Origin of the sequence: Variovorax sp., assembly GCF_035634955.1 — a bacterium.
GTDB lineage: Bacteria > Pseudomonadota > Gammaproteobacteria > Burkholderiales > Burkholderiaceae_C > Variovorax.
This window is the reverse complement of record NZ_DASQBZ010000016.1, coordinates 192,211-215,366: the sequence shown is the minus strand read 5'-3', so window position 1 is coordinate 215,366 and position 23,156 is coordinate 192,211. Positions and strand designations below refer to the sequence as shown.

Here is a 23,156-nt window from a genome sequence, read left to right as displayed (position 1 = left end):
CGCGCCGTTCGGCGCGAACCCTGTGCTAGGGTCGCGCCGCGCGCAAGGGGCTCGATCGGAGATCGCCGAACCGTCCGCGGCGCGCAGATAAAAAATATTCAGGGAGAAGAAATGTCAGGGAGCCAATACCGGGCACGCAAGAGCGTGGCCGACATCGTGGCCGGCAGCGAAGGGGGCGGGCACCAGCTCACCCGGTCGCTCGGCGCCATCAGCATCATCGCCATCGGCGTGGGCGCCGTCATCGGGGCCGGCATCTTCGTGCTCACGGGCACGGCGGCCGCCCGGCACGCCGGGCCCGGCGTGATGCTCTCTTTCATGCTGGCGGGACTTGTGTGCGCCGTCGTGGGCCTTTGCTATGCCGAACTGGCCGCGCTCATCCCGGCCAGTGGCAGCACCTACACCTACACCTATGCCACGCTGGGCGAGCTCGCGGCCTGGATCATCGGATGGGACCTGGTGCTCGAATACGCGATGGGCGCCGCCACGGTGGCGGTCGGCTGGTCGGGCTACCTGGTCAGCCTGTTGCGCCAGTTCGGCGTGGAACTCCCGCCGGAGCTCATCCATTCACCGGGCGCGGTGCAACTGGCCGACGGCAGCACGATCCAGGCGCTGTTCAACCTTCCGGCCGCTGCCATCGTGCTTGCGCTGACCGCCATGCTGGTGGCGGGCACGAAGGAGTCGGCGCGGTTCAACAACCTGATCGTGCTGGTCAAGCTGGTCGTGGTGATCGCCTTCGTCGGCTTCGGCGTGGCTGCGGTCAATGCCGACAACTGGGTGCCGTTCATACCGGAGAACACCGGCGAGTTCGGGCAGTTCGGGGCCTCGGGCGTGCTGCGCGCGGCCTCGGTGGTGTTCTTCGCCTTCATCGGTTTCGACGCGGTATCCACCGCCGCACAGGAAGCCCGCAACCCGCAGCGCGACATGCCGCTGGGCATTCTCGGGTCGCTGCTGCTGTGCACGCTGCTGTACGTGGCGGTGGCCGCCGTGCTGACCGGCCTGGTGCCCTACACGCTGCTGAACGTGCCCGACCCCATCGCACTGGGCGTGGACGTCATCGGCAAGCCGTGGCTCTCGCTGCTGATCAAGTTCGGCGCGCTGGCGGGCCTGACCACGGTGATCCTGGTGCTCCTGTACGCGCAGAGCCGCATCTTCTTCACCGTCTCGCGCGACGGACTGCTGCCGGCCATGTTCTCGAAGGTGCATCCGCGCACCGGCACGCCCTATCTCAGCCAGATCTCGATCGGCATCGTGGTGGCCTTGATCGCCGGCCTGTTCCCGATCCACCTCCTGGGAGAGATGGTCAGCATCGGCACGCTGTTCGCGTTCACGCTGGTGTGCGGCGCGGTGATCCACCTGCGCCGGACCGAGCCGCACGTGCCGCGCCCGTTCCGGGTTCCGGGCGTGCCCGTCGTCCCGGCGATCGGCATCGGCCTGTGCCTGCTGCTCATGGGCGGCCTGCCGCTGGACACATGGCTGCGCCTGGTGATCTGGCTGGCCATCGGCATGGCGATCTACTTCATGTACGGCCGGCATCATTCGGTGCTCGGCCGCCGCCTGCCGCGGGGCTGACCCGCATCGGGCCGCCCGCGCGTGCGGCCCGGCAGGGCGGCTGCGTCAGACCCGCTCGAGGATGACCGCGATGCCCTGCCCGACGCCGATGCACATGGTGCACAGCGCGTAGCGGCCCTTCTGCTTGTGCAACTGGTTGACCGCGGTGAGCGCCAGGCGCGCGCCGCTGGCGCCGAGCGGATGGCCCAGCGCGATGGCGCCACCGTTGATGTTGACGCGAGCGTCGTCGTCCTTCAGGCCGAGCTGGCGCAGCACCGCCAGCCCTTGCGCGGCGAACGCCTCGTTCAGCTCGATCACGTCGATCTGCTCGATCTTGAGCCCGGTCAGGGCCAGCACCTTCTGGGTGGCCGGCGCCGGGCCGATGCCCATCACGCGCGGCGGCACGCCGGCAGTAGCCATGCCGACCACGCGGGCGCGCGGCGTCAGGCCATGCGCGGCGGCGGCCGCCTCGCTCGCCAGCAGCATCGCCACCGCGCCGTCATTGACGCCGCTGGCGTTGCCGGCCGTCACCGTTCCGTCGGGCCGCACCACGCCCTTGAGCCTGGCCAGCGACTCGAGGCTGGTGTCGCGCGGATGCTCGTCCTTGTTCACGACCAGCGGGTCGCCCTTTTTCTGCGGGATCGTGACCGGCACGATCTCGGCGTCGAAGAAGCCGCTCTTCTGCGCCGCCACGGCCTTCTGCTGCGACGCCAGCGCCATGCGGTCCTGCGCCTCGCGCTCGATCTTGTAGTCGGTCGCGACGTTCTCGGCCGTCTCGGGCATGGAGTCGATGCCGTACTGCGCCTTCATCAGCTTGTTGACGAAGCGCCAGCCGATGGTGGTGTCGTAGACGGCGTTGTTGCGCGAGAAGGCGCTTTCGGCCTTGGGCATGACGAAAGGCGCGCGGCTCATACTTTCGACGCCGCCGGCGATCATCAGGCCGGCCTCGCCCGCCTTGATCGCGCGTGCCGCCGAGCCGACCGCGTCCAGCCCGGAGCCGCACAGGCGGTTGATCGTGGCGCCGGGCACCTCCACCGGCAGGCCCGCCAGCAACGCGGACATGCGCGCGACGTTGCGGTTGTCCTCGCCGGCCTGGTTGGCGCAGCCGTACAGCACGTCGGCAACGGCCAGCCAGTCGACCTTGGCATTGCGTTCCATCAGCGCCTTGAGCGGCACCGCGCCGAGATCGTCGGTGCGCACGCTCGACAGGGCGCCGGCGTAGCGGCCGAAGGGGGTGCGCACGCCGTCGCAGATGAAGGCTTCGTTGATCATGTCGGGTCTCCCGTTGGATCGATGAGGGTTGAAGGTTCAGGCCGCGATCGGCAGGCCGACCAGCTTCTCGAGTTCGGCATGGTCGAGCCCGTCGACCAGGTCGATGAGCCTGAGGCCCTGCGGCGTGCATTCGAGCGTGGCCAGGTCGGAGTAGACGCGCTTGACGCAGCCGATGCCGGTGAGCGGATAGCTGCACTTCTCGACCAGCTTGCTCTGGCCCTTCTTGGTCAGCAGGTCCATCATGACCCAGGTCTGCTTGGCGCCGATCGCCAGGTCCATCGCGCCGCCGACGGCGGGAATGGCGTCCGCCTCGCCCGTGTGCCAGTTGGCCAGATCGCCGGTGGCAGAGACCTGGAAGGCGCCGAGCACGCAGATGTCGAGATGCCCGCCGCGCATCATCGCGAAGCTGTCGGCATGGTGGAAGTAGGCGCCGCCGGCCAGCAGCGTGACCGGCTGCTTGCCTGCGTTGATGAGGTCGAAGTCTTCGTCGCCGGCGGCGGGCGCGGGGCCCATGCCGAGGATGCCGTTCTCGCTGTGCAGGATGACCTCGCGGCCAGCCGGCAGGTGGTTGGCGACCAGCGTCGGCTGGCCGATGCCGAGATTGACGACGGCGCCGTCGAAAATGTCCTGGGCGACGCGCTTGGCGAGCTCGTCCTTGGTGCGGCGTGTGTAGGCCATGGTCATGCTGCTTTCTTGAAGCCGCCGGCCTGGGTGGCCACGCGGTCGATCTTGACGACTTGATGCACGAAGATGCCCGGGGTCACGATGGCCTCGGGGTCGAGCGTACCGAGTTCGGCGATCTCGTGCACGGTGGCGACGGTCTTCTTCGACGCCATGGCCATGACCGGGCCGAAGTTGCGTGCCGCCTTGCGGTACGTGAGGTTGCCCCAGCGGTCGCCGCGCTCGGCCTTGATCAGCGCCACGTCGCCGTGGATGGGAAATTCAAGCACGTACTGCTTGCCGCCGATCTCGCGCGTTTCCCGATCGCCCGCCAGCTGGGTGCCGTAGCCGGTCGGGCAGAAGAAGGCGCCGATGCCGGCGCCGGCGGCGCGGATGCGCTCGGCCAGGTTGCCCTGGGGCACCAGTTCCAGCTCGAGCTTCTTGCTGCGGTAGAGCTCGTCGAACACGAAGCTGTCTGCCTGGCGCGGAAAGCTGCAGATGATCTTGCGCACGCGGCCGGCCTTGAGCAGCGCGGCCAGGCCGGTGTCGCCGTTGCCGGCGTTGTTGTTGACCACCGTCAGGTCCTTGGCGCCCTGCGCGATCAGGCCGTCGATGAGTTCGCCCGGAATGCCGGCGGTGCCGAAGCCGCCGATGAGCACGGTGGAACCGTCGCGGACGTCGGCCAGGGCCTCGGCGATCGAGGACGCGATCTTGTCGATCATGTGGAACTGTCTCCGAAATGAGGGAGGTGGGAACAGGAACCTGCAGCCAGAGGCGCCGCAGAATGTTCGTATATCGAACATGTGTTCGTATAATGAATTCTAGACACTCACTCCCGCCATGGCAACCCAGACGACACACAGCGATACACCCCGACCGGGGGATGCCTACGTCCAGTCCTTCGCGCGGGGGCTGGAGGTGATCCGCTCCTTCCACGCTGGCGCGCCGCGCCAGACGCTGTCGGAGGTGGCGGCCGCCACCGGGCTGACGCGCGCCGGCGCACGCCGCATCCTGCTGACGCTGCAGACGCTCGGCTACGTGCGCGCGGACGCCAAGGTGTTCTCGCTCACGCCGCGCATCCTGGACCTGGGCTTCGCCTATCTCTCGTCCATGCCGATCTGGAACCGCGCCGAGCCGGTCATGGAGTCGCTGGTGAGCCAGGTGCAGGAGAGCTGCTCGGCCGCCGTGCTCGACGCCACCGACATCGTCTACGTCATGCGCGTGCCCACCCACAAGATCATGCGCATCAACCTCGGCGTCGGCTCGCGCCTGCCGGCCTGGTGCACCTCGATGGGCCGGCTGCTGCTGGCCGACCTGCCGGACGAGGAAGTGTGCGCGCGTCTGGCCGCGTCGAAGCGCGAGGCATTCACCCGCCACACGCTCACCGATGCTCAGGCCATCCTGGCCAGGGTGCAGCAGGCCCGGCGCCAGGGCTGGTGCCTGGTCAACCAGGAACTGGAGGAAGGCCTGATCTCCATCGCCGCACCGGTGACCGACCGAGCCGGGCGCATGGTGGCGGCGTTGAACATCAGCGGCCAGGCGAACCGGACCAGCGCCAAGGTCATGCAGGAAAGCATGCTGCCGGCGCTGCTGGCGGCGGGGCGCGAGATCTCGCGGCTGATCTAGATGTCTGCCGTTTGCAAATAGTCGCCTTAGAAGCGACAATCGTCGCCAAATGAGCAACGAATCAGGCTTGATGGATCTGCTTTTCCCGGCGGCACGGCAGCGCGCGTTGGCCGTGCTGCTTCTGCAGCCACAAGCGAGTTTTCATCTGCGCGAACTGGCGCGCCTGACCGGCAGCCATGCTGGCACGCTGGCGCGCGAGCTGGACAAGCTGGCGCAGGCCGGGTTGCTGAAACGCGGCAAACAGGGCAACCAAGTGCGCTACCAAGCGAGCGCCGAACACCCGCTGTTCGCTGACCTGGCGGCTTTGTTTCGCAAGACCCATGGCGTCGTTCCGGCGCTTCGTGATGCGCTGAGCCCATTGGGTGACGGCGTGCAGCTGGCCCTGGTGTTCGGGTCTATGGCGCGAGGCAGCCCATCACCCGGAAGCGACGTAGATGTGCTCGTGCTGGGCTCCGTCGGGTTTGTGGAATTGGTGCAGGCGCTGTTTCCGCTGCAGGCGTCACTGGGCCGCGAGATCAATCCGGTGCTCCACACCAAGGCGCAATTTGCCGAGCGCGTGCGAAGCGATGATGCCTTCGCCAGGAATGTCCTGGCCCAACCCAAACTGTTCGTGAAGGGAGATGCGCATGAGCTTGCAGAACTTGCAGGCGATCGGCCGCTTGCAAACTCATCAGCCTGATGCGGCGGGCATCGCCAAGCTCCTGCAGGCTGCCCACCGCAATCTGGCCGACTCCCGCCTCGCGCAGGTGAGTGCCGACAACCGTTTCGACGCGGCCTATAAATGCATCATGCAATGCGCGATGCTGGGGCTCTGGGCGAGCGGCTACCGCACGTCGACCAGTCAGCCCGGCCACCATCAGACTGCCATTCAGAGTCTTGGGTTGACCATCGGCTTGGCGCAGGCCGACATCATTGTGCTCGATGCGCTGCGTCGTCAACGCAACTTGAGTGACTACGAGGGCGATCCTGTCTCAGCACCTGCGTTGGACGCGTGCATAGAACAGGCTGCCCGCCTTCTGGAGCAAACCGGCACATGGCTTCGAGACCATCGCCCCGACCTGCTCACGATGCGTTGAGTCACTCAACAAGATTGCCGACCCATTCGACGTCCCATGCCTCCCCTTTCCTCTTCACCCGTCAGCGCGGCCATCCCCACGCCGCCTGCGCCTCTCGCCCGCCCCTCCTGGCTGCTCGGCGCCAGCCTGATCCTCATCGCCTTCAATCTGCGGCCGGTGTTCGGCAGCATCTCGGTGCTGCTGCCCGAGGTAATGAAGGACACCGGCATGGGGCCGGCGGCCGCCAGCCTGCTGACCACGCTGCCGCTGCTGTGCCTGGGCGTGTTCGCCATCCCGGCGCCGGCCCTGGCGCGGCGCTTCGGGCCTGAGCGGGTGCTGCTGGGCGCGCTGCTGCTCATCTGCATCGGCACCCTGCTGCGCGGCGCCGGCCACTTGCCGGTGCTGTTCGCGTCCACCGCCGTGGCAGGCGCCGGCATCGCCATCGGCAACGTGCTGCTGCCGGGGCTGGTCAAGCGCGATTTTCCGACGCATGCGGCCATGATGACCGGGCTCTATACCGTCTCGGTCTGCGCCGGCGCATCCAGCTCCACTGCCTTCACCGTGCCGCTGGAACGGCATGTGTTCCACGGGCAATGGGCATTGACGCTGGCCGCATGGGCGCTGCCCGCGGCCCTGGTGCTGCTGTTGTGGGCGCCGCGCGCCCTGGCGGCGCGGCCGCTGCCGGCGCACGCCCAGCCACGCGCCTCGAGCCTGTGGCGCGACGCACTGGCGTGGCAGGTGCTGGGCTTCATGGGTCTGCAGTCGGCGCTTGCCTACATCGCGATCGGGTGGCTGGCGCCGCTTCTGCGCGAGCGCGGTCTCGACGGCGCGCAGGCCGGCTACGTCGTGGCGGTCTCCATCCTGGTGCAGTTGCTGACGTGCCTCGTCACGCCCTCGATCGCGACGCGTTGCCGCGACCAGCGCGTGTTCGGCGTGAGCCTGGCGGTGCTGATCTGCGTGTCGATGCTGGCACTGATCTTCGCGCCGCTGTCGGGCCGCTGGCTGTGGGCGGTGGTGCTCGGCTGCGGCCAGGGCGGCGCTTTCGCGCTGGCGCTCACGCTGATCGTGCTGCGCTCGCCGGATGCCGGCACCACGGCGCAACTGTCAGCCATGGCGCAGGGCGGCGGCTATGTCCTGGCGTGCGGCGGCCCCCTGCTGGCCGGCTTGCTGCGCGGCTGGACCGGCAGCTTCGAATCCTCGGCGCCGCTGCTCGTGCTGCTGTCGCTGGCCATGGCGGCCTGTGGCTGGGGCGCCGGCCGACGCCGGCTCGTACGCGCACGCGCCGCCGTCTGACAAGGGGCCGCTACGCGCCGTCCTAGACTGCGCGCATGACCAGCACCCCGTCCGCCCACCCCGCTCCGACACCGGAGGATCTGCTTCGCCATCTCGACTCCGGCGCGCTCTGGCCCGCCGAGCGCAACGATGCCGCCTGGCCAGACCTGCCGACCGCCTACCAGGCGGCGCTCGCAGTGCGCGAGTTGCGCATCGCGCGCGGCGAGCGGCCGGTGGGCTACAAGATCGGCTTCACCAATCGCACGATCTGGGAACGCTACGCGGTGTTTGCGCCGATCTGGGGCACGGTGTGGGACAGCACCGTGTCGCATGCAGACGCCAGCGGCAACGGCACGCTGGACCTGAAGGCGCTGGCCCAGCCGCGCCTGGAGCCCGAAGTGGTGTTCGGCCTGCGCGCCACGCCACCGCGCAGCGCCACGCTGGAGCAGGTGTTCGACTGCGTGGACTGGCTGGCGGCAGGCTTCGAGGTCGTCCAGTCGCATTGCGCGGACTGGAAGTTCAGCGCTGCCGAGACGGTCGCCGACAGCGGCCTGCACGGTCGGCTGCTGGTGGGTCCACCAACTCCCGTGCGCGACCTGGCCGCCACCGGCGAAGCGCTGGACGAACTGCTGGCCGGCCTGGGCCTGCGCCTGTGGAACGGCACGCGCCAGGTCGACGAAGGCGTCGGCCGCAACGTCCTCGACGGCCCGCTGCATGCCCTGCTTCACTTCGTGCAGGAGATCGGGCAGTTGCCCGGCGCACCGGAACTGGCGGCGGGCGACATCGTCACCACCGGCACCTGGACCGACGCCTGGCCGGTGCAGCCCGGCCAACAGTGGCGCTCGGAGTTCGACGCGCCGCTGCAAGGCCTGCAAGTGACCTTCAGCTGACCGCTTCGAGAAGTCGGGCTCGCTCATGGTGGGTGCTGTTGACACGGGCTGCCGCCGCACCGACCATGCGACGCGAGGCGCGAGGCATGCACGCGCGAACAACACGGGCCAACGGCCCAGGGAGAAATGAAATGTGGAGGCGCGAACCGTGGGCTGGCTGCTCGGCTGGGTGATCTTCGGCGTGGCAGCCGCCCTCGATATCGGTGAACTGGCGCGCCAGAACGGCAGTCAGATGACCCAGGTGCGGGCATTGGCGTTCGGACTGGCCAGCCTGCTCGGGCTGGCGATGGTGCTGCGCCTGGCAGTGCGAGACGGACGCACCGGGCTCGCTTTCGCGCTGGCGGTCCTTTCGGCGCTGGTTGCGGGCGGCAGCCTGTGGTGGCTCTACGGGCTCGGCGCCAGCCCGGCGTGGATTTCCACCGCCCTGGCCATGGCCGCCTATTTCCTGATTTGCCTGGTGGCGGGCCTGATCGGCGCATGGGTGGCCGCCCGGCGCCGGCGTGCCAACGCGCAGCACGAGGAAAAGCTTGCGCTCGAGCGCGAGCACCATCGCCGCCTCGAACGCATTCGCGCCGAAGCTGCTACCGCCGCGGGCGGCGGGCATGCAGGCGCCGCCCTGGCGGAGGACGAATTCGGTCTGCCGCAGCGGCCGAAATGGGAAGACTGACGCGGCGCGCATGCGCGCCGCCCGAGGGCGCGGCTGCTAGGGCGCGACGTCGTAGCTGAGCGAGGGGTGCCAGTCCCGGCCACGGCCCTGGGGCGTCTTGTCCAGCAGCGTCCAAAGAGGCATGAGGTCCGGCGCACCGCGCGCGTCCTGCCCCTTGTCGGCGGTCTCCTGGCCCATCTCCTCGCCCCAGAAGTGGCGGATCAGGTTGCCTTCGCGCCGGAACACGTTCAGGCCGGCGACGTCGTCGCCTTCCGGCTCCTCGCCCACGTAGTCCTGGTTGAAAGTGCTGCCGAAGGTCGACAGCAGCGGCAGGTTGCGCCAGCCGCGTTCGATCGCGAAGTTGGCCAGGCGCGCATAGGGTGAGCGCGCCACCACGACGAAGGCCGTGCGCTGCAGCAGATCGGGGGTTTCGCCATCGAGCGCCGACAGCAGCGACGTGCACATGGGACATGGCCGCTCCGAGCGCGGGCCGAACATCCAGTGATAGACGATCAGCGTGTCGTGCATGCCGAACAGTTCGGACATCAGCACGGCGCCCTGCGGACCCATGAACACATAGTCCTGCGGCACCTCGCCGCCGGCGGGCAGCGCACGGCGCTGCGCCGCCACACGCTCGACATGGCGGCGCAACTCGATCTCCTCGGCCAGCAACGCCAGCCGTGCGTCGCGGTAGGCGGGGCTTTCGTTCGGAAAGCGCCGCGTCATGCGGCTGGCCAGCTCGAACGATGTGGGCAATGGCGCCGGGTCGGCGTGCGGAAGGGTCATGCGCGGCTCCTGTCGCTAACCCCGTCCAGACGCGGGGCCGAGCCATGTTGCATGCGCCGGGCCGGGGCGTCTGCGGGAGAAGTCCTACGACCCGCGTGGGCCGGAACGCACAGGCAGCCGCAGAGCCGCCGGCCGGCCCATGGCGCGGCGGTCAGGCGCGCTGGAACAGCAGGGCTGCGTTGGTTCCGCCGAATGCGAAGGAGCCGCTGACCGCCGCATCCAGCGCGGGCGCGTCGGTGGCGTCGGGGTACACCAGCGAAACGGCGCACGCCGGATCCTGCTGGCCGACGTGCATGTTCGGCGGCAGCCGGCGTTGCTGCAGCGCCAGCACGGTCACCAGCGCTTCGAGCGCGCCGGCGGCACCGAGCAGGTGCCCGTGCAGGGCCTTGGTGGAACTCACGCGAAGTTGCGGCAGGTCGTCGCCCCAGACCCGCGCCAGCGCCTCGCATTCGATCGGATCGCCCAGCCGGGTTGCGGTGCCGTGGGCGTTGCAATAGCCGACGTCGCGCGGCGCCAGGGCCGACATGCGCAGCGCGGCGCGCAATGCCCGCGCCTGGCCTTCGGCGTCCGGCTTGGTCAGGTGGGTGGCGTCGCAGCTGATGCCCCAGCCGGCCAGCCGGGCATGCATGGAGGCGCCGCGCGCCCGGGCACGCGGCGCCGGCTCGAGAACGAGGAAGGCGGCACCTTCGCCCAGTGCGAAACCGCTGCGATCGACACCGAAGGGGCGCACCGCGGTCGCCGCCTGCCCGGGTTCGGCGCTGGCCAGGGTCTGCATGGCCTGCCAGGCCTGCACCACGCCCGGCACGATCAGCGACTCGGTGCCGCCGGCGATGGCCAGGTCGACCTCGCCACAACGAACAGCCTTGGCCGCCTCTGCGATGGCCACTGCAGATGACGCGCACGCCACCGAATAGCTGAGCACCGGCCCGGTGATGCGGTGACGCATGGCGATGTGCGCGGCCGGCGCGTTGGGCATGAAGGCCGGCACGGTCAGCGGCGGCACCCGTCCGCTGGCGCCCATGCGATAGGCGGTCTCGAGTGCGGCCGCTCCGCCCATGCCGCAACCCACGTAGATGCCGACACGCTCGCGCGCCAGCGAGGCGTCGTCGAGCGGTGCACCGGCATCGTCCAATGCCATCGAGGCAGCGGCCACGGCGAGCTGGCTGACCCGGTCGACGCCGGCCAGCTGCAACCGGGTGAACCACTCGGCAGGGTCGAAATCCACCGTTGCCCCGATGGCCGGGCGGGCCAGCTCCGGAAAGATCGGCCCGAGCGCGGACTCGCCGCGCACGAGGGCATCGAAAACCTGCTGCGGCTGCCTTCCGTGGGGGGCCACCAGTCCCAGCCCCGTGACTGCCACCGCCGTCGTCGAATCCACACTCATCCTGCCGATCTGCCTTCTGCCGCCGTGCCGGTCGGGTCGATTAGGCCGCCGGGGCGCCGGCGCGCGCGCGGTCGACCAGCTCTGCCAACTCGGCCAGGGTGTCCATCTGCGGGTCGGGCTCGGGCAGCGAGATGCCCAGCCGATCCTCGATCTCGAACAGGAATTCGGCCAGTGCGAGCGAGTCGAAGCCCTTGTCGCGCATGGACATCTGGGGGTCGATCTCATCGGCCGTGAAACCGTACTTCTGGTGGATCAGCTCCTGTATTTCCTTCAGGGAATTCATAGATCTCAGGCTCGCTCTTGGAGTAGTTCGTAAAGCCTTCGGCGCGCGCCTTCATCCTCCACGCGCCGGGCTCACCGCTGGTCGATGATAGCCATCGCCGCGGCCGGCGGCGGCAGCGGGGCCTCTGCAGGACGCCAGCGCAGCGACGCCCAGGCGAAGGCGCCCCCCAGCAGGCCGCCGGCCAGAACGTCCAGCGCCACGTGCTGGCGCGTCGCGACCGTGGAATAGGCGATGGCCAGGAACCAGGCCAGGTTCGCCAGGCGCAGCAGCCACGGCGCACCTGCGCCGCGCAGGATCTTCTCGATCCAGCAGCAGGTGAAGATGGCGATGGCCACGTGCATCGACGGACAGGCATTGCCCGCCGCATCGATGCCCTGCAGCAGGTCGAATCCGGGGAACCCGCCGGCGTCGAAGGTCGCCGGCGGCACCCGCGTGGGCCACAGCATGAATGCGGCCAGCCCCGTCAGGCAGAGCACGCCGGACCAGAAGCCATAGGACAGCAAGGGCAGCAGTCCGCGCTGCAGGCCCGGCGCGATGCCGACGTAGACCCACAGCGAAAGGTATGGCACGAGCCAGCCCGGCTGGAACGGAATCCACTCGTCGACCGCGGTCCAGGGCATCTCGGTGACGGGGCCGAAGGGGTTGCGCAGCAGGTGGAAGTAGCCGATGAAAAACAGCCAGATCCACGCCGTGGTGCCCAGGATCTTGAGCCATTGGCGCTCGCGCAGGCGCGAGCCGATGTCGGTGACCCAGGAGGCGCGGAGAGTGACTTGCATTGGGGGAGGAAGATACTTCAAGACCCGGGGGCGGCCGCGATGCGCGCCGCAACGGAGCGCATCTTGCCCGAGTGCGCCGGCCCGGCGCCGGTGCGGTGCTACGCTCGGGGCCTGCTCCCGACAGTCCCCATGTTCAATCCGTCCCCCGAAGATGTGCGTCGCTTCTTTTGCGACGTCTATGCCAAGAGCCGTCGCGGCGAGCCGCTCGAAGCGCTGGAAAGCCTGGCCGCCGGCTGGATCGACCAGCACCCCGAGTACCACGCCGACCTGCAGGACGCCGATGCGGCCGTGGCGCGCGTCTACGACGGCAAGGACGGCCGCGAGAACCCCTTCCTGCACCTGTCGATGCACCTGTCGATCAGCGAACAATGCTCGATCGACCAGCCGCGCGGCATCCGCCAGGCGGTGGAACTGCTCGCGGCCCGCCGCGACTCCCTGCTGGCGGCCCACCACGAGGCCATGGAGTGCCTGGGCCAGATGATGTGGGAAGCCCAGCGCGCCGGCCGTCCGCCCGACGGCGAGGCCTACATCGCCTGCGTCCAGCGGCGCGCCACGCGCGACTGAGCCGGGTACGGCACCGGCCCGCAAGGCATCTTCGCGCACCGCCCGGCGGTGCGGGCCCTTCGGGGCCGCGGGACGACGGCTCAGTGCTGGCGCCGGGCGGCCTCGCGCAGCAGCCCGATCAGTGCGTCGCGCGCGACGCTGGCCGGCGCCTCGCTGCGCAACAGCAGGCCGACCGGCTCCTCGGTGCCGGAGGTGTCGATCCGCAGCCGCGCCAGGCGCCGGTCGTCCAGCGCCTGGCGTGCGGCGCCCAGCGGCGTGATCCAGACCGTGTCGGACTGCGCGACCAGGGCGCTGGCCAGCGCCACGTCGAGCGTCTGCAGTGCGTCGGCCGGCAGCGCCAGGCCGCGCGCCGACAGGAAGCTCTCGGTATGGTGGCGCGGAATGGTGCCTTCGTCATACACCACCAGCGGATAGGCGAGCGCCCTGCGCGGGCTGTCCTGGCCGCGCCGGCGCGCCGTCGCCAGAGGATGGCCGGGACGCGTGACGAACACCAGCGGCTCGCTGTGCAGCAGCTCGAAGCTCAGGCCGGCCATCAGCCGCGGGTCGCTCATGCGGCCGACCACGAGATCGAGTTCGCCGGCGCGCAGCTCATCCAGCAGCGCGGCGTTGGCACCGCTGCTCACCTGCAGCTGCAGCCCCGGGCGCTGGACGCGCAGGCGCAGCAGGCATTGCGGCAGCAGCGCCGGGGCCACGCTGGGCAGTGCGCCCACGCGCAGCCGCTCGCCGCCGGCCCCGGCGCTCGGCGCAAGCGCCTGGGCGCCGGTCTGCACCGCCTCCAGCACGCGCAGCGCGTGGGTCAGCAGGTCCTCGCCGGCGGCAGTCAGGCCCTGTACGCCGCGCCGGCCGGGCCCGCCGCGCTCGACGAGCCGGGTGCCGGCCAGTTCCTCCAGCTCGGTCAGGGTCTTGGACATCGCCGGCTGGCTCAGCGCCAGCCGCGCGGCGGCGCGCGCCAGGTGGCGCTCCTGCGCCACCGCCACGAAGCAGCGCAGGTGCCGCAACTGCACGTTCCGGGCAAAGGACTGGGCGCTCTGGCGGGTTGGATCGTTCAATTACTACTGCTTATGCAAATCGTTCAAACGTTCAATTTACATCATCAAAACCCGGTCTTACAGTGCGGCAACTCCGGCGCCCAGCGTGACGCCGCGAACCACCCCCACGCCGCATCCTCAAGGAGACGAACCCATGACCGGCCCCACGCTGCCCAAGCTCGACCCGCGCGACTGGTCCAGCCACCCCGCCTACATCTATCCCGGCTACAAGTCGACCGCCAAGCGCGGCCCGACCAAGCCGCTGGTCCCCCTCAAGGCCTCGATGGCCGAGCTGCGCCAGCCGGTCTATGGCCATGACAGCATCGGCGAACTCGACCACGACCTGACGCGCAACGCACGCCGCAACGGCGAGCCGCTGGGCGAGCGCATGATCCTCACCGGCCAGGTGCTCGACGAGCGCAAGCGGCCGGTCGCCAACACGCTGGTCGAGCTGTGGCAGGCCAATGCCGCCGGCCGCTACGTGCACAAGGTCGACCAGCACGACGCGCCGCTGGACCCGAACTTCCTGGGCGCCGGTCGCTGCCTGACCGACAGCGAGGGCCGCTACCGCTTCCTGACCATCAAGCCAGGCGCCTATCCGTGGGGCAACCATCCCAACGCCTGGCGGCCGCAGCACATCCACCTGTCGCTCTTCGGCCAGCACTACGCCAGCCGCCTGGTCACGCAGATGTACTTCCCGGGCGATCCGCTGCTGCAGTACGACCCGATGGTGACCGGCACGCCCGAGAAGTACCGCAACCGCCTGATCGCCGACTTCAGCCTCGACATCACCGAGGAAGGCTACGCGCTGGGCTACCAGTTCGACATCGTCCTGCGCGGGGCCGACGAGACGCCCTTCGAGACCCGCTGAACACGCCAGGAGACACACCATGCTGATGAGCGCACTGCAGACCAATTTCGGCCAGACCCCGTCGCAGACGGTCGGCCCCTACTTCGCCTACGGCCTGACCGCCGCCCAGTACGGCTACGACTTCGACCAGCCCTTCGACGCGCGCGTGGCGCTCGACGGCGCCAAGGGCGAACGCATCCGCCTCGAGGGCCGCGTGATCGACGGCGACGGCACGCCGATCTTCGACGCCATGGTCGAGATCTGCCAGCCGGACGGCACTGGCCACTACCCGGTATCGGTCGAGGACGCGCGCGAGCGCGGCTTCCGCGGCTTCGGCCGCGTCGGCACCGGCACCGACCCGCGCCACCGCTTCATCTTCGACACCGTCAAGCCCGGGGCCAACGCGCCCGGCGAGGCGCCTTTCATCGGCGCCATCGTCACCATGCGCGGCCTGCTGCTGCATGCCTTCACGCGCATCTACTTCGAAGACGAAGCGTCCGCCAACGCCAAGGACGACGTGCTCAACGCCGTGCCGGCCGACCGGCGCGACACCCTGATCGCCAGGCGCAGCGTCGAAGGCGGCCAGGTGACCTACCGCTTCGACATCCACATGCAGGGGCCGAAGGAAACGGTGTTCTTCGACGTCTGACACCGGCCCGGCGCGCAGTGACCCCGCTCGGCGCAGACCAGCCCTGGCAATGCCGCTGCGGGCAGTTGCGCGGCCGCCTGTGCGCCCCGGCCCCGGTGGTGCGCCTGACCTGCTACTGCCGCGATTGCCAGACCGCCGCCCATGCCCTCGGCTGCGCGCCGCAAGCGCTGGACGCGCAGGGCGGCACCGAGGTCGTGTCGACACTGCAGGCGCACCTTCGCATCGACCAGGGCGCCGGCCAACTGGCCTGCCTGTCGCTGCGGCCCGGCGGCTTGCTGCGCTGGTATGCGAGTTGTTGCCGCACGCCCCTGTTCAACACCACGCGGGACGCCCGCCTGTCGTATGTCGGCATGACGCGGCTCGCACTGGGCGCCGGCAGCCATGCGCTCGATGCCGGCTTCGGCCCGGCGCAAGGCCTGGCCGTGAACACCGGTCACGCCAAGGGCACGGTCCGCGTGCGCCGGCTCGCCACCGCATTGCAGGTGGCCGGCATCTTCGCCGCGGTGGCGCGCGCCCGGCTGGGCGGCCGCTGGAAACGCACGCCGCTGTTCCGGCAGGAAGACCGCCGCCCGGTGGCCCAGCCCAGCGTCCTTCGGCCCGACGAACTCGCCCAGGCGCAGCGCGCGGCCGACGCCTGACACGCAAGCGCGCCAGCAAGGCCGACGCGGCTAGGCTCGCCCAGGCGGACGAGCGAAGCCCTGCCTGACGCTCGCGCGGATCTCGTCGATCAACGCGCGGGCGCACGGCGATGCCAGGGCCCCGTCGCGTTGCGCGATGCCGATGGTGCGCTGGGTCGACTCCAGCGCGAAATCCAGCACCACCAGCGTGCCGGCCTCGATCTCGTAGTGCAGTTGGTGCGCCGAGATCGCGGTGAGCATGTCGCTGGCCTGCAGCAGCCCGCGCAGCAGCGCCAGGTCGCCGGTTTCCACGGCCGGCTCCGGCGCGGACTGGCCGGACTGCCCGAACGAGCGTTCGAGCAGTTCGCGCGCCGGCGCGCCACGTCGCGACAGCACCCAGCGCGCGCGCATGAGGTCGGCGAACCCGATGCGCCGGCGGCGCGTCAAGGGATGGCCGGCGCGCGCCACCAGTGCAATGCGATCCTCGAACAGCGGCTCCTGGACCAGATCGCGCACCTGCTGCGGCGGGCGCAGGGCGCCGATGATGAAGTCGACGTCGCCGCTGCGCAGCGCTGCGGCCAGCGCCTCGTAAGGGCTCTCGACCGTGCTCACGTGCACATGCGGGTGATTGCGCAGCAGCGCCGCGATGGCCTCCGGCAGCAGCCGCGTACGCGACAGCGGGAGTGCGCCGACCACCACGCTGCCCTGCACGACGCCGCGGATCGCCGCCAGGTCGGAGCCGATGGCGCGCAGCTCGGCCAGCGCACGGCGGCAGCGGAAGGCCAGTTGCGCACCGGCACGCGTCGGCTGCACGCCCTGCGCCGATCGGACGAACAGTGCACAGCCGGTGCGCGATTCCAGTTCGCGTACCAGCGCGCTCAGCGCGGGCTGCGTCACGCCGAAGCGTTGCGCCACCGTCGGCATGTGGTGGAGTTCCGCCAGCCCGGCGAACAGCGCCAGGCGGCGCGCACTGAACATGGCGCTCTGCAGCGTCCGCGCATCCAGCGGGCGCAGGCCGTCGGCGCCGGCGGGCAGCTCCTGGCATGCGCCGGCGAACTCCTGCGCCACGCGGCGCGCACGTGGCAGCACCGCTTCGCCATAGACGGTCAGCAGCATGCCACGCGCCTTGCGCTCGAACAGTTGCGCACCCAGCGCCGCCTCGAGCTCGGCAAGGGCGCGCGTGACGGCCGAAGCCACCCGGTACAGCGCCTCGGCCGCCTGGGTGACGCTGCCGGCGGCCGCCACCGCCGCGAAGGCCTGAAGGTGGCGCAGGTTGACCTGCGGCACCGCCCGCACGGCGGCATCCGGATCGATAAGTTTTTTTCTGCTGGTGCTCACGCCGTTTTTCATTTGGAAACGTGCGCCGCGGCGCGCTGCATTGTCGAAATCGATAAAAAACAGAGAACGCAGCGCAATTAGAACGCACAACCCGCGGGCACGTCCGGCGCCAGACTCGGCGCATGCGGCAGCCCTGGCCGCCAACGAGTCCTGGAGACAAGCCAAATGCAAAGACGCCCATTCCTGGCCAGCGCGGTTGCGGGTGCGCTCGGCGCGTTCGCCGCCTCGGCCTGGCCGCTGCGTGCCAGCGCGGCCGACTATCCCGACAAGCCGATCCGCCTGGTCGTGCCCTTCGGCGCCGGCGGCGTCGCCGACCTGACCGCGCGGGCCGTCGGACAGGCGCTGTCGACCCGACTCGGCCAGAGCCTGGTGGTGGACAACCGCCCCGGCGCCGGCGGCGTGGTGGCAGGCGACCTGGTTGCCAAGGCCGCGCCGGACGGCTACACGCTCCTGCTGATGAGCAACGGCACGGCGGTCAGCGAAGGCCTGTTCGCCAAGCTGCCGTTCGACGCACGCAAGGACTTCGCACCGATCTCCCTGCTGGGCGATTTCGACCTGGCGCTGGTGGTGCCGGCCAACTCTCGCTTCAAGACATTGCAGCAGATGCTCGCGGAAGCACGCGCCAAGCCCGGCACGCTCAACGTGGGCAGCATCAACGTCGGCAGCACGCAGCACCTGTCGGCCGAGTTGATCCGCATGTCGACCAAGGCGGATTTCCAGGTCGTGCCCTTCAATGGCTCGCCGGCGGTGCTCACCGCCCTGCGAGGCGGCCAGATCGACGGAGCCTGCGAGATCCTGGCGCCGCTGCTGCCGCAGGTGCGCGGCGGCGCGGTGCGCGCACTCGCGGTGCTGGGCAGGCAGCGCTCTCCCTTCCTGCCGGACGTGCCTACGCTGGCCGAAGCCGCCGGAGTGCCTTCGTTCGACGTCGCGTCCTGGAACGCCCTGGCGGCGCCCGCCGGCACGCCGCGCCCGATCATCGAGCGCCTGGCGCGCGAGACGCAGGCGGTGCTGTCCACCGACGCCCTCAAGAAGCAGCTCGCCGACCTGAGCGTGCAGGCGCGCTCGAGCACTCCGCAAGAACTGGCCGCGCTGCTCGACAGCGAGATCAAGCGCTGGGGCGACGTGATCGCGCGCGCCGGCATCCCGCGCCAATGAACGGGAGCCGGCCCATGAACATCGCCTTGCGCGGGATCTCTTCCATGGCCACGCGCGCGCTGCTCGACGCGCTCTCGCGCCTGTACGCCGACACCCGCGGCGTGCAGGTCCGGGTGGAGTCGGTCGGTGGCGTCGACGCCGCGCGCCGCATCGCCGCCGGCGAGCCGTTCGACTTCGCCGTGCTGGCCGCGGACGCCATCGACAAGCTGGCCGCGGCGGGGCACCTGGAAGCCGCCGGCCGGGTGCCGCTGGCGCGCTCGGACGTTGCCGTGGCCGTGCCCGCCGGCGCCAGGCAACCGGACATCGGCAGCGCCGACGCGGTGCGACGCGCGGTGCTCGCGGCGCCGGCCATCGGCTATTCGACCGGTCCGAGCGGAGTCGCGCTCCTCGCGCTGTTCCAGCGCTGGGGCATTGCCGGGCAGGTGCGCGACCGGCTGGTGCAGGCGCCGCCCGGCGTGCCGGTGGGTGCCCTGCTGGCCGACGGCCGCGTGGCTCTGGGCTTCCAGCAGACCAGCGAGCTGCAGGACCTGCCGGGCATCGACCTGCTCGGCCCGCTGCCCGAGGACATCCGCATCACCACCACCTTCACCGCCGCGCCGTGCCGCGGCACGGCGCAGGCCGATGCCGTGCGCGAGTTGCTGGACTGGTTCGCCTCCCCGGCCTGCGACGACATCAGGAGCCGGTCGGGGATGGCGGCCGCGCGCGAAGAACGACAGGAGCCTCCGCAGTGAACACCTTCATCAAGACACCCGGCTGGCTGGACTGGTACGCCACGCCCTCGCGCCCCCGCTTCACGCCGCCGCCCGGCAGCGTGGACGCGCATTGCCACGTGTTCGGCCCCGGGGACGAGTTCCCCTATGCGCCGGAGCGCAAGTACACGCCTTGCGATGCGTCCAAGGCACAGCTGTTCGCGCTGCGCGAACGCCTGGGCTTCGCGCGCAGCGTGATCGTGCAGGCCACCTGCCATGGCGCGGACAACCGGGCGCTCGTGGACGCGCTCGAATCCTCAGCGGGCAGCGCCCGAGGCGTGGCGACGGTGCGGCGCGAGGTGACCGACGACGAACTCGCCCGGCTGCACGCGGCCGGCGTCCGCGGCGTGCGCTTCAACTTCGTCAAGCGCCTCGTGGACTTCACCCCGCGCGAGGAACTGGTGGAGATCGCCGCGCGCGTGGCCGCGCTCGGCTGGCACGTGGTCGTGTACTTCGAGGCGGCCGACCTGCCCGAGCTTTGGGACTTCTTCTCCGGCCTGCCCACCACGGTGGTGGTGGACCACATGGGCCGGCCCGACGTGTCGCTGCCGCTGCAAGGCCCGCAGTTCCAGACCTTCGTGCGCTTCATGCGCGAGCATCCGAACGTCTGGAGCAAGGTCAGCTGTCCCGAACGCCTGTCGGTGTCGGGTCCGCCGGCGCTGGACGGCGAGCCCGAGCCCTACCGCGACGTGGTGCCCTTCGCGCGCCACCTGGTCGAACAGTTCCCGGACCGCGTGCTGTGGGGCACCGACTGGCCCCATCCCAACCTGAAGGACCACATGCCCGACGACGGGCTGCTGGTCGACGTCATTCCCCGCATCGCACCCACTGCCCAGGCGCAGCGCCGCCTGCTGGTGGACAACCCGATGCGCCTGTACTGGCCGGAAGAAGCACCGGCCCCCTGAACACCATTGCCCGGAGAGAACCCATGATCATCGACTGCCACGGCCACTACACCACGGCCCCCAAGGCGCTGGAAGACTGGCGCAACCGCCAGGTCGCCGCACTGGGCAACCCGTCGGCGACGCCCTCGCCGGCCGAGCTCAGGATCGGCGACGACGAGCTGCGCGAATCCATCGAGACCAACCAGCTCGCCAAGATGCGCGAGCGCGGCCACGACCTGACCGTGTTCAGCCCGCGCGCCAGCTTCATGGCGCACCACATCGGCGACTTCGAGACCAGTGCCGCCTGGGCCGGCATCTGCAACGAGCTGATCCACCGCGTCGCCGGCCTGTTCCCGCAGCACTTCATCGGCGCGGCCATGCTGCCGCAGTCGCCCGGCGTCGATCCGAAGACCTGCATTCCCGAGCTCGAGCGCTGCATCAGGGACTACGGCTTCGTCGCCATCAATCTCAATCCCGACCCGTCCGGCGGGCACTGGACCTCGCCGCCCCTGTCGGACCGGCAGTGGTATCCCATCTACGAGAAGATGGTGGAGTGGGACATCCCCGCGATGATCCACGTGAGCACCAGCTGCAATGCGTGCTTCCACACCACCGGCTCGCACTACCTGAACGCCGACACCACGGCCTTCATGCAGTGCCTCACCTCCGACCTGTTCAGGGACTTCCCCACGCTGCGCTTCGTCATCCCGCACGGCGGCGGCGCGGTGCCCTACCACTGGGGCCGCTTCCGCGGCCTGGCGCAGGAGATGAAGAAGCCCACGCTCGACGAGCACCTGCTGAAGAACATCTTCTTCGACACCTGCGTCTATCACCAGCCCGGCATCGATCTGCTCACCGGCGTCATACCGGTGGACAACGTCCTGTTCGCCAGCGAAATGATCGGCGCCGTGCGCGGCATCGACCCGCAGACCGGCCACCCGTACGACCACACGCGCCGCTACATCGACGCCACCCCCAACCTGAGCGACGCGCAGCGCCGCCAGGTGTTCGAAGGCAACGCGCGGCGCGTCTACCCGCGCCTGGACGCCGCGCTCAAGGCCCAGGGCCGCTGATCCCCGCAACCTCAACCGACAAGGAGCACGCACCATGCATGAACTGGGCGTTGTCTATCGCAACATCGAACGCGCCGACCGGCAGACGGCCGACGCACTGGCGCCGTTCGGCGCCGCCACGGTGCACGAGGCCATGGGCCGCGTCGGCCTGCTGCAGCCGTACATCCGCCCGATCTACGCCGGCGCGCAAGTGGCCGGCACGGCCGTGACCGTGCTGCTGCAGCCGGGCGACAACTGGATGCTGCACGTGGCGGCCGAGCAGATCCAGCCCGGCGACTTCGTCGTCGCGGCCGTCACCGCCGAGTGCGGCGACGGCTACTTCGGCGACCTGCTCGCGACCAGCTTCCAGGCCCGCGGCGCACGCGGCCTGGTGATCGACGCCGGCGTGCGCGACGTGAGGACGCTCACCGCCATGAACTTCCCGGTGTGGAGCAAGTGCATCAGCGCCAAGGGCACGATCAAGGCGACGCCGGGCTCGGTCAATATCCCTGTCGTGTGCGCCGGCATGATCGTTCACCCAGGCGACGTGATCGTGGCCGACGACGACGGTGTCGTCTGCGTGCCGCGCCATCTCGCCGCGCAGGCGCTCGACGCCGCGCGCAAGCGCGAGGCCAACGAGGGCATGAAGCGCGAGAAGCTCGCCTCCGGCGTGCTCGGCCTGGACATGTATTCGATGCGCGAGCCGCTGGCCAAGGCCGGGCTGCGCTACATCGACTGAAGGCCCGCACATGGCTCGCATCATCGGCGCGGTGGCCTGCTCGCACACGCCCACCATCGGATTCGCCTTCGACCGGAACAAGCAGCAGGACCCGGCCTGGGCGCCCATCTTCGAGGCTTTCGCGCCGGTGCGCGCCTGGCTCGAGGACAACAAGCCCGACGCGCTGTTCTTCATCTACAACGATCACGTCAGCTCGTTCTTCTTCGACCACTATTCGGCGTTCGCGCTGGGCGTGGGCGAATCGCACGCGGTGGCCGACGAAGGCGGCGGCCCGCGCGACCTGCCGCCGCTGGCCGGCCATCCGGCGCTGGCCCGGCACATCGGCGAGTCGCTGGTGGCCGACGAGTTCGACCTGTCGTTCTTCCAGGAGCGGGCGCTCGACCACGGCGTGTACTCGCCGATGTCCGTGCTGTGCGGGCACGACGGCAACGCATGGCCGGTGCCGGTGGTGCCGCTACAGGTGGGCGTGCTGCAGGCGCCGGTGCCCTCGGCGCGCCGCTGCTGGCGCCTGGGCCAGGCCCTGCGCCGGGCGATCGAGAGCTATCCCGAAGACATCAAGGTGGCCATCGTCGCCACCGGCGGCCTGTCGCACCAGGTGCACGGCGAGCGCGCCGGCTTCAACAACACCGAGTGGGATGCGCGCTTTCTCGACCTGATCGAGAACGACCCGGTGCGCCTGAGCGAAATGACGCAGGCGGAACTGGCGACGCTCGGCGGCTTCGAGGGCGCCGAGGTGATCATGTGGCTGGTGATGCGCGGCGCCCTGTCGGCCAACGTCCGCAAGCTGCACCAGGGCTACTACCTGCCGTCCATGACCGGTATCGCCACGGTGGTGTACGAGAACCTGGCGAGCGCGCCGGTGGCCGGCGAGGTCGAGCGGCACCGCCGCCACATCGCGCAGCAGACGGCTGGCGTCGAGGCGCTCGACGGCACGCATCCGTTCACGCTGGAGACCAGCGTGCGCGCCTACCGGCTCAACAAGTTCCTGCACGGCATGACGCGGCCGGCCCACCGCGCGGCGTTTCTCGCCGACGAGGAAGCCGCATTCGAGGCGGCCGCCCTGTCGCCCCGGGAGCGCGACCTGCTGCGCCGGCGCGACTGGTGCGGACTGATCCACTACGGCGTCATCTTCTTCATGCTCGAGAAGCTCGGCGCGGTGACCGGCGTGTCCAACCTTCACATCTACGCCGCCATGCGCGGGCAGTCGCTGGAGGACTTCCAGAAGACGCGCAATGCGCCCGGCGCGCTCTATTCGGTTGCCGGCAAGGACGCCGCGGCCCAGGCGTGGGACGCGGGACACAAGCCCGCGTGAAGCGCCGCCCTCAAGGCATCT

26 protein-coding genes are annotated in these 23,156 nt (G+C 70.1%); 17 read left to right on the top strand and 9 right to left on the bottom strand.

The genetic code is table 11. The annotated features are described in order from the left end of the window. Positions 1-111 precede the first annotated feature (111 nt). Positions 112-1,569, top strand: coding sequence for an amino acid permease (locus tag VES41_RS08570; protein WP_324815532.1), 1,458 nt, complete (start codon positions 112-114; stop codon positions 1,567-1,569). Between the two features lie 45 nt (positions 1,570-1,614). Here VES41_RS08570 and pcaF read toward each other — a convergent pair whose 3' ends face one another. The 3 genes from pcaF to VES41_RS08555 are packed head-to-tail and all read right to left on the bottom strand — an operon-like array spanning position 1,615 to position 4,202. Beyond that, positions 1,615-2,820, bottom strand: coding sequence for a 3-oxoadipyl-CoA thiolase (pcaF, locus tag VES41_RS08565; protein WP_324815530.1), 1,206 nt, complete (start codon positions 2,818-2,820; stop codon positions 1,615-1,617). A gap of 36 nt (positions 2,821-2,856) precedes the next feature. Beyond that, a complete protein-coding gene (locus VES41_RS08560) occupies positions 2,857-3,504 on the bottom strand; it encodes a 3-oxoacid CoA-transferase subunit B (RefSeq protein ID WP_324815527.1) in 648 nt (215 codons plus the stop codon). Next, positions 3,501-4,202: a 3-oxoacid CoA-transferase subunit A gene (locus VES41_RS08555; RefSeq protein WP_324815524.1), complete on the bottom strand. Its 702-nt coding sequence runs from the start codon at positions 4,200-4,202 to the stop codon at positions 3,501-3,503. The genes VES41_RS08560 and VES41_RS08555 overlap by 4 nt, the downstream gene beginning before the upstream one ends. Positions 4,203-4,320: 118 nt before the next feature. On the opposite strand from VES41_RS08555, the gene VES41_RS08550 reads away from it, so the two are divergent. The 6 genes from VES41_RS08550 (at position 4,321) to VES41_RS08525 (ending at position 8,990) form a co-directional block, all read left to right on the top strand. Then, on the top strand, positions 4,321-5,106 hold the full coding sequence (locus VES41_RS08550) for an IclR family transcriptional regulator domain-containing protein (RefSeq protein ID WP_324815522.1): 786 nt from the start codon (positions 4,321-4,323) through the stop codon (positions 5,104-5,106). Between the two features lie 49 nt (positions 5,107-5,155). Then, on the top strand, positions 5,156-5,785 hold the full coding sequence (locus tag VES41_RS08545) for a nucleotidyltransferase domain-containing protein (protein ID WP_324815520.1): 630 nt from the start codon (positions 5,156-5,158) through the stop codon (positions 5,783-5,785). Beyond that, a complete protein-coding gene (locus tag VES41_RS08540) occupies positions 5,733-6,182 on the top strand; it encodes a DNA-binding protein (protein ID WP_324815518.1) in 450 nt (149 codons plus the stop codon). The genes VES41_RS08545 and VES41_RS08540 overlap by 53 nt, the downstream gene beginning before the upstream one ends. Positions 6,183-6,218: 36 nt before the next feature. Next, entirely contained in the window at positions 6,219-7,454 is a 1,236-nt protein-coding gene (locus VES41_RS08535) for an MFS transporter (RefSeq protein ID WP_324815515.1), read from the top strand. 35 nt (positions 7,455-7,489) lie between these two features. Next, on the top strand, positions 7,490-8,323 hold the full coding sequence (locus VES41_RS08530; RefSeq protein ID WP_324815512.1) for a 2-keto-4-pentenoate hydratase: 834 nt from the start codon (positions 7,490-7,492) through the stop codon (positions 8,321-8,323). A 133-nt stretch (positions 8,324-8,456) separates the two neighbouring features. Continuing rightward, positions 8,457-8,990 (top strand): hypothetical protein, encoded by a 534-nt coding sequence (locus tag VES41_RS08525; RefSeq protein ID WP_324815510.1) that lies wholly within the window; start codon positions 8,457-8,459, stop codon positions 8,988-8,990. Between the two features lie 36 nt (positions 8,991-9,026). Here VES41_RS08525 and VES41_RS08520 read toward each other — a convergent pair whose 3' ends face one another. The 4 genes from VES41_RS08520 to VES41_RS08505 all read right to left on the bottom strand — a co-directional run bounded on the left by VES41_RS08520 (position 9,027) and on the right by VES41_RS08505 (position 12,198). Further along, positions 9,027-9,755: a DUF899 family protein gene (locus VES41_RS08520; protein ID WP_324815508.1), complete on the bottom strand. Its 729-nt coding sequence runs from the start codon at positions 9,753-9,755 to the stop codon at positions 9,027-9,029. Positions 9,756-9,906: 151 nt separating this feature from the next. Further along, positions 9,907-11,139, bottom strand: a complete 1,233-nt coding sequence (locus VES41_RS08515) for a beta-ketoacyl-[acyl-carrier-protein] synthase family protein (RefSeq protein ID WP_324815505.1) — start codon at positions 11,137-11,139, stop codon at positions 9,907-9,909. A gap of 40 nt (positions 11,140-11,179) precedes the next feature. Next, positions 11,180-11,422, bottom strand: a complete 243-nt coding sequence (locus VES41_RS08510; RefSeq protein ID WP_324815502.1) for an acyl carrier protein — start codon at positions 11,420-11,422, stop codon at positions 11,180-11,182. Between the two features lie 71 nt (positions 11,423-11,493). Continuing rightward, positions 11,494-12,198, bottom strand: coding sequence for a phosphatase PAP2 family protein (locus VES41_RS08505; RefSeq protein ID WP_324815500.1), 705 nt, complete (start codon positions 12,196-12,198; stop codon positions 11,494-11,496). 129 nt (positions 12,199-12,327) lie between these two features. On the opposite strand from VES41_RS08505, the gene VES41_RS08500 reads away from it, so the two are divergent. After that, complete coding sequence (locus VES41_RS08500; protein WP_324815498.1) at positions 12,328-12,762, top strand: DUF1841 family protein; 435 nt, start codon at positions 12,328-12,330, stop codon at positions 12,760-12,762. Between the two features lie 80 nt (positions 12,763-12,842). Here VES41_RS08500 and VES41_RS08495 read toward each other — a convergent pair whose 3' ends face one another. Beyond that, complete coding sequence (locus VES41_RS08495) at positions 12,843-13,811, bottom strand: LysR substrate-binding domain-containing protein (RefSeq protein WP_324815495.1); 969 nt, start codon at positions 13,809-13,811, stop codon at positions 12,843-12,845. 133 nt (positions 13,812-13,944) lie between these two features. On the opposite strand from VES41_RS08495, the gene pcaH reads away from it, so the two are divergent. Genes pcaH through VES41_RS08480 form a run of 3 tightly spaced genes read left to right on the top strand, consistent with a single transcriptional unit; the run spans position 13,945 to position 15,927 of the window. Next, the gene (gene pcaH / locus VES41_RS08490) at positions 13,945-14,661 is read left to right on the top strand and encodes a protocatechuate 3,4-dioxygenase subunit beta (RefSeq protein ID WP_324815493.1); all 717 of its coding nucleotides are present in this window, start codon (positions 13,945-13,947) and stop codon (positions 14,659-14,661) included. Between the two features lie 19 nt (positions 14,662-14,680). Continuing rightward, positions 14,681-15,289 carry a protocatechuate 3,4-dioxygenase subunit alpha gene (pcaG, locus tag VES41_RS08485; protein WP_324815490.1) on the top strand — a complete coding sequence of 203 codons (609 nt, stop codon included), beginning with the start codon at positions 14,681-14,683 and terminating at the stop codon, positions 15,287-15,289. A gap of 17 nt (positions 15,290-15,306) precedes the next feature. Next, on the top strand, positions 15,307-15,927 hold the full coding sequence (locus VES41_RS08480) for a DUF6151 family protein (RefSeq protein ID WP_324815487.1): 621 nt from the start codon (positions 15,307-15,309) through the stop codon (positions 15,925-15,927). 30 nt (positions 15,928-15,957) lie between these two features. On the opposite strand, the gene VES41_RS08475 is transcribed toward VES41_RS08480, so the two are convergent. Then, complete coding sequence (locus VES41_RS08475) at positions 15,958-17,244, bottom strand: LysR family transcriptional regulator (RefSeq protein ID WP_324815485.1); 1,287 nt, start codon at positions 17,242-17,244, stop codon at positions 15,958-15,960. Between the two features lie 165 nt (positions 17,245-17,409). Between VES41_RS08475 and VES41_RS08470 the strand changes: the two genes are divergently transcribed. From VES41_RS08470 to VES41_RS08445, 6 genes are read left to right on the top strand one after another with little or no spacing between them, the layout of a single operon-like run. Then, positions 17,410-18,399 (top strand): tripartite tricarboxylate transporter substrate binding protein, encoded by a 990-nt coding sequence (locus VES41_RS08470; RefSeq protein ID WP_324815482.1) that lies wholly within the window; start codon positions 17,410-17,412, stop codon positions 18,397-18,399. A gap of 14 nt (positions 18,400-18,413) precedes the next feature. After that, complete coding sequence (locus VES41_RS08465) at positions 18,414-19,130, top strand: substrate-binding domain-containing protein (RefSeq protein ID WP_324815479.1); 717 nt, start codon at positions 18,414-18,416, stop codon at positions 19,128-19,130. Then, entirely contained in the window at positions 19,127-20,053 is a 927-nt protein-coding gene (locus VES41_RS08460; RefSeq protein ID WP_324815478.1) for an amidohydrolase family protein, read from the top strand. Before VES41_RS08465 ends, VES41_RS08460 begins: the two co-directional genes overlap by 4 nt. Positions 20,054-20,076: 23 nt before the next feature. Next, complete coding sequence (locus tag VES41_RS08455) at positions 20,077-21,105, top strand: amidohydrolase family protein (RefSeq protein WP_324815476.1); 1,029 nt, start codon at positions 20,077-20,079, stop codon at positions 21,103-21,105. A 34-nt stretch (positions 21,106-21,139) separates the two neighbouring features. Beyond that, complete coding sequence (gene ligK / locus VES41_RS08450; RefSeq protein ID WP_324815474.1) at positions 21,140-21,823, top strand: 4-carboxy-4-hydroxy-2-oxoadipate aldolase/oxaloacetate decarboxylase; 684 nt, start codon at positions 21,140-21,142, stop codon at positions 21,821-21,823. A 10-nt stretch (positions 21,824-21,833) separates the two neighbouring features. Then, complete coding sequence (locus VES41_RS08445; protein WP_324815471.1) at positions 21,834-23,135, top strand: gallate dioxygenase; 1,302 nt, start codon at positions 21,834-21,836, stop codon at positions 23,133-23,135. Positions 23,136-23,156 lie beyond the last annotated feature (21 nt).

Excerpts from the sequence above, each read along its gene's own strand:
- VES41_RS08445 (WP_324815471.1), top strand. The coding sequence starts at position 21,834 with ATGGCTCGCATCATCGGCGCGGTGGCCTGCTCGCACACGCCCACCATC.
- VES41_RS08570 (WP_324815532.1), top strand. The coding sequence starts at position 112 with ATGTCAGGGAGCCAATACCGGGCACGCAAGAGCGTGGCCGACATCGTG.
- VES41_RS08470 (WP_324815482.1), top strand. The coding sequence starts at position 17,410 with ATGCAAAGACGCCCATTCCTGGCCAGCGCGGTTGCGGGTGCGCTCGGC.
- VES41_RS08505 (WP_324815500.1), bottom strand. The coding sequence starts at position 12,198 with ATGCAAGTCACTCTCCGCGCCTCCTGGGTCACCGACATCGGCTCGCGC.
- VES41_RS08540 (WP_324815518.1), top strand. The coding sequence starts at position 5,733 with ATGAGCTTGCAGAACTTGCAGGCGATCGGCCGCTTGCAAACTCATCAG.
- pcaH (WP_324815493.1), top strand. The coding sequence starts at position 13,945 with ATGACCGGCCCCACGCTGCCCAAGCTCGACCCGCGCGACTGGTCCAGC.
- VES41_RS08530 (WP_324815512.1), top strand. The coding sequence starts at position 7,490 with ATGACCAGCACCCCGTCCGCCCACCCCGCTCCGACACCGGAGGATCTG.
- VES41_RS08455 (WP_324815476.1), top strand. The coding sequence starts at position 20,077 with ATGATCATCGACTGCCACGGCCACTACACCACGGCCCCCAAGGCGCTG.
- VES41_RS08465 (WP_324815479.1), top strand. The coding sequence starts at position 18,414 with ATGAACATCGCCTTGCGCGGGATCTCTTCCATGGCCACGCGCGCGCTG.
- pcaF (WP_324815530.1), bottom strand. The coding sequence starts at position 2,820 with ATGATCAACGAAGCCTTCATCTGCGACGGCGTGCGCACCCCCTTCGGC.
- VES41_RS08510 (WP_324815502.1), bottom strand. The coding sequence starts at position 11,422 with ATGAATTCCCTGAAGGAAATACAGGAGCTGATCCACCAGAAGTACGGT.
- VES41_RS08515 (WP_324815505.1), bottom strand. The coding sequence starts at position 11,139 with ATGAGTGTGGATTCGACGACGGCGGTGGCAGTCACGGGGCTGGGACTG.
- VES41_RS08550 (WP_324815522.1), top strand. The coding sequence starts at position 4,321 with ATGGCAACCCAGACGACACACAGCGATACACCCCGACCGGGGGATGCC.
- pcaG (WP_324815490.1), top strand. The coding sequence starts at position 14,681 with ATGCTGATGAGCGCACTGCAGACCAATTTCGGCCAGACCCCGTCGCAG.
- VES41_RS08535 (WP_324815515.1), top strand. The coding sequence starts at position 6,219 with ATGCCTCCCCTTTCCTCTTCACCCGTCAGCGCGGCCATCCCCACGCCG.
- VES41_RS08560 (WP_324815527.1), bottom strand. The coding sequence starts at position 3,504 with ATGACCATGGCCTACACACGCCGCACCAAGGACGAGCTCGCCAAGCGC.
- ligK (WP_324815474.1), top strand. The coding sequence starts at position 21,140 with ATGCATGAACTGGGCGTTGTCTATCGCAACATCGAACGCGCCGACCGG.
- VES41_RS08555 (WP_324815524.1), bottom strand. The coding sequence starts at position 4,202 with ATGATCGACAAGATCGCGTCCTCGATCGCCGAGGCCCTGGCCGACGTC.
- VES41_RS08545 (WP_324815520.1), top strand. The coding sequence starts at position 5,156 with ATGAGCAACGAATCAGGCTTGATGGATCTGCTTTTCCCGGCGGCACGG.
- VES41_RS08520 (WP_324815508.1), bottom strand. The coding sequence starts at position 9,755 with ATGACCCTTCCGCACGCCGACCCGGCGCCATTGCCCACATCGTTCGAG.
- VES41_RS08500 (WP_324815498.1), top strand. The coding sequence starts at position 12,328 with ATGTTCAATCCGTCCCCCGAAGATGTGCGTCGCTTCTTTTGCGACGTC.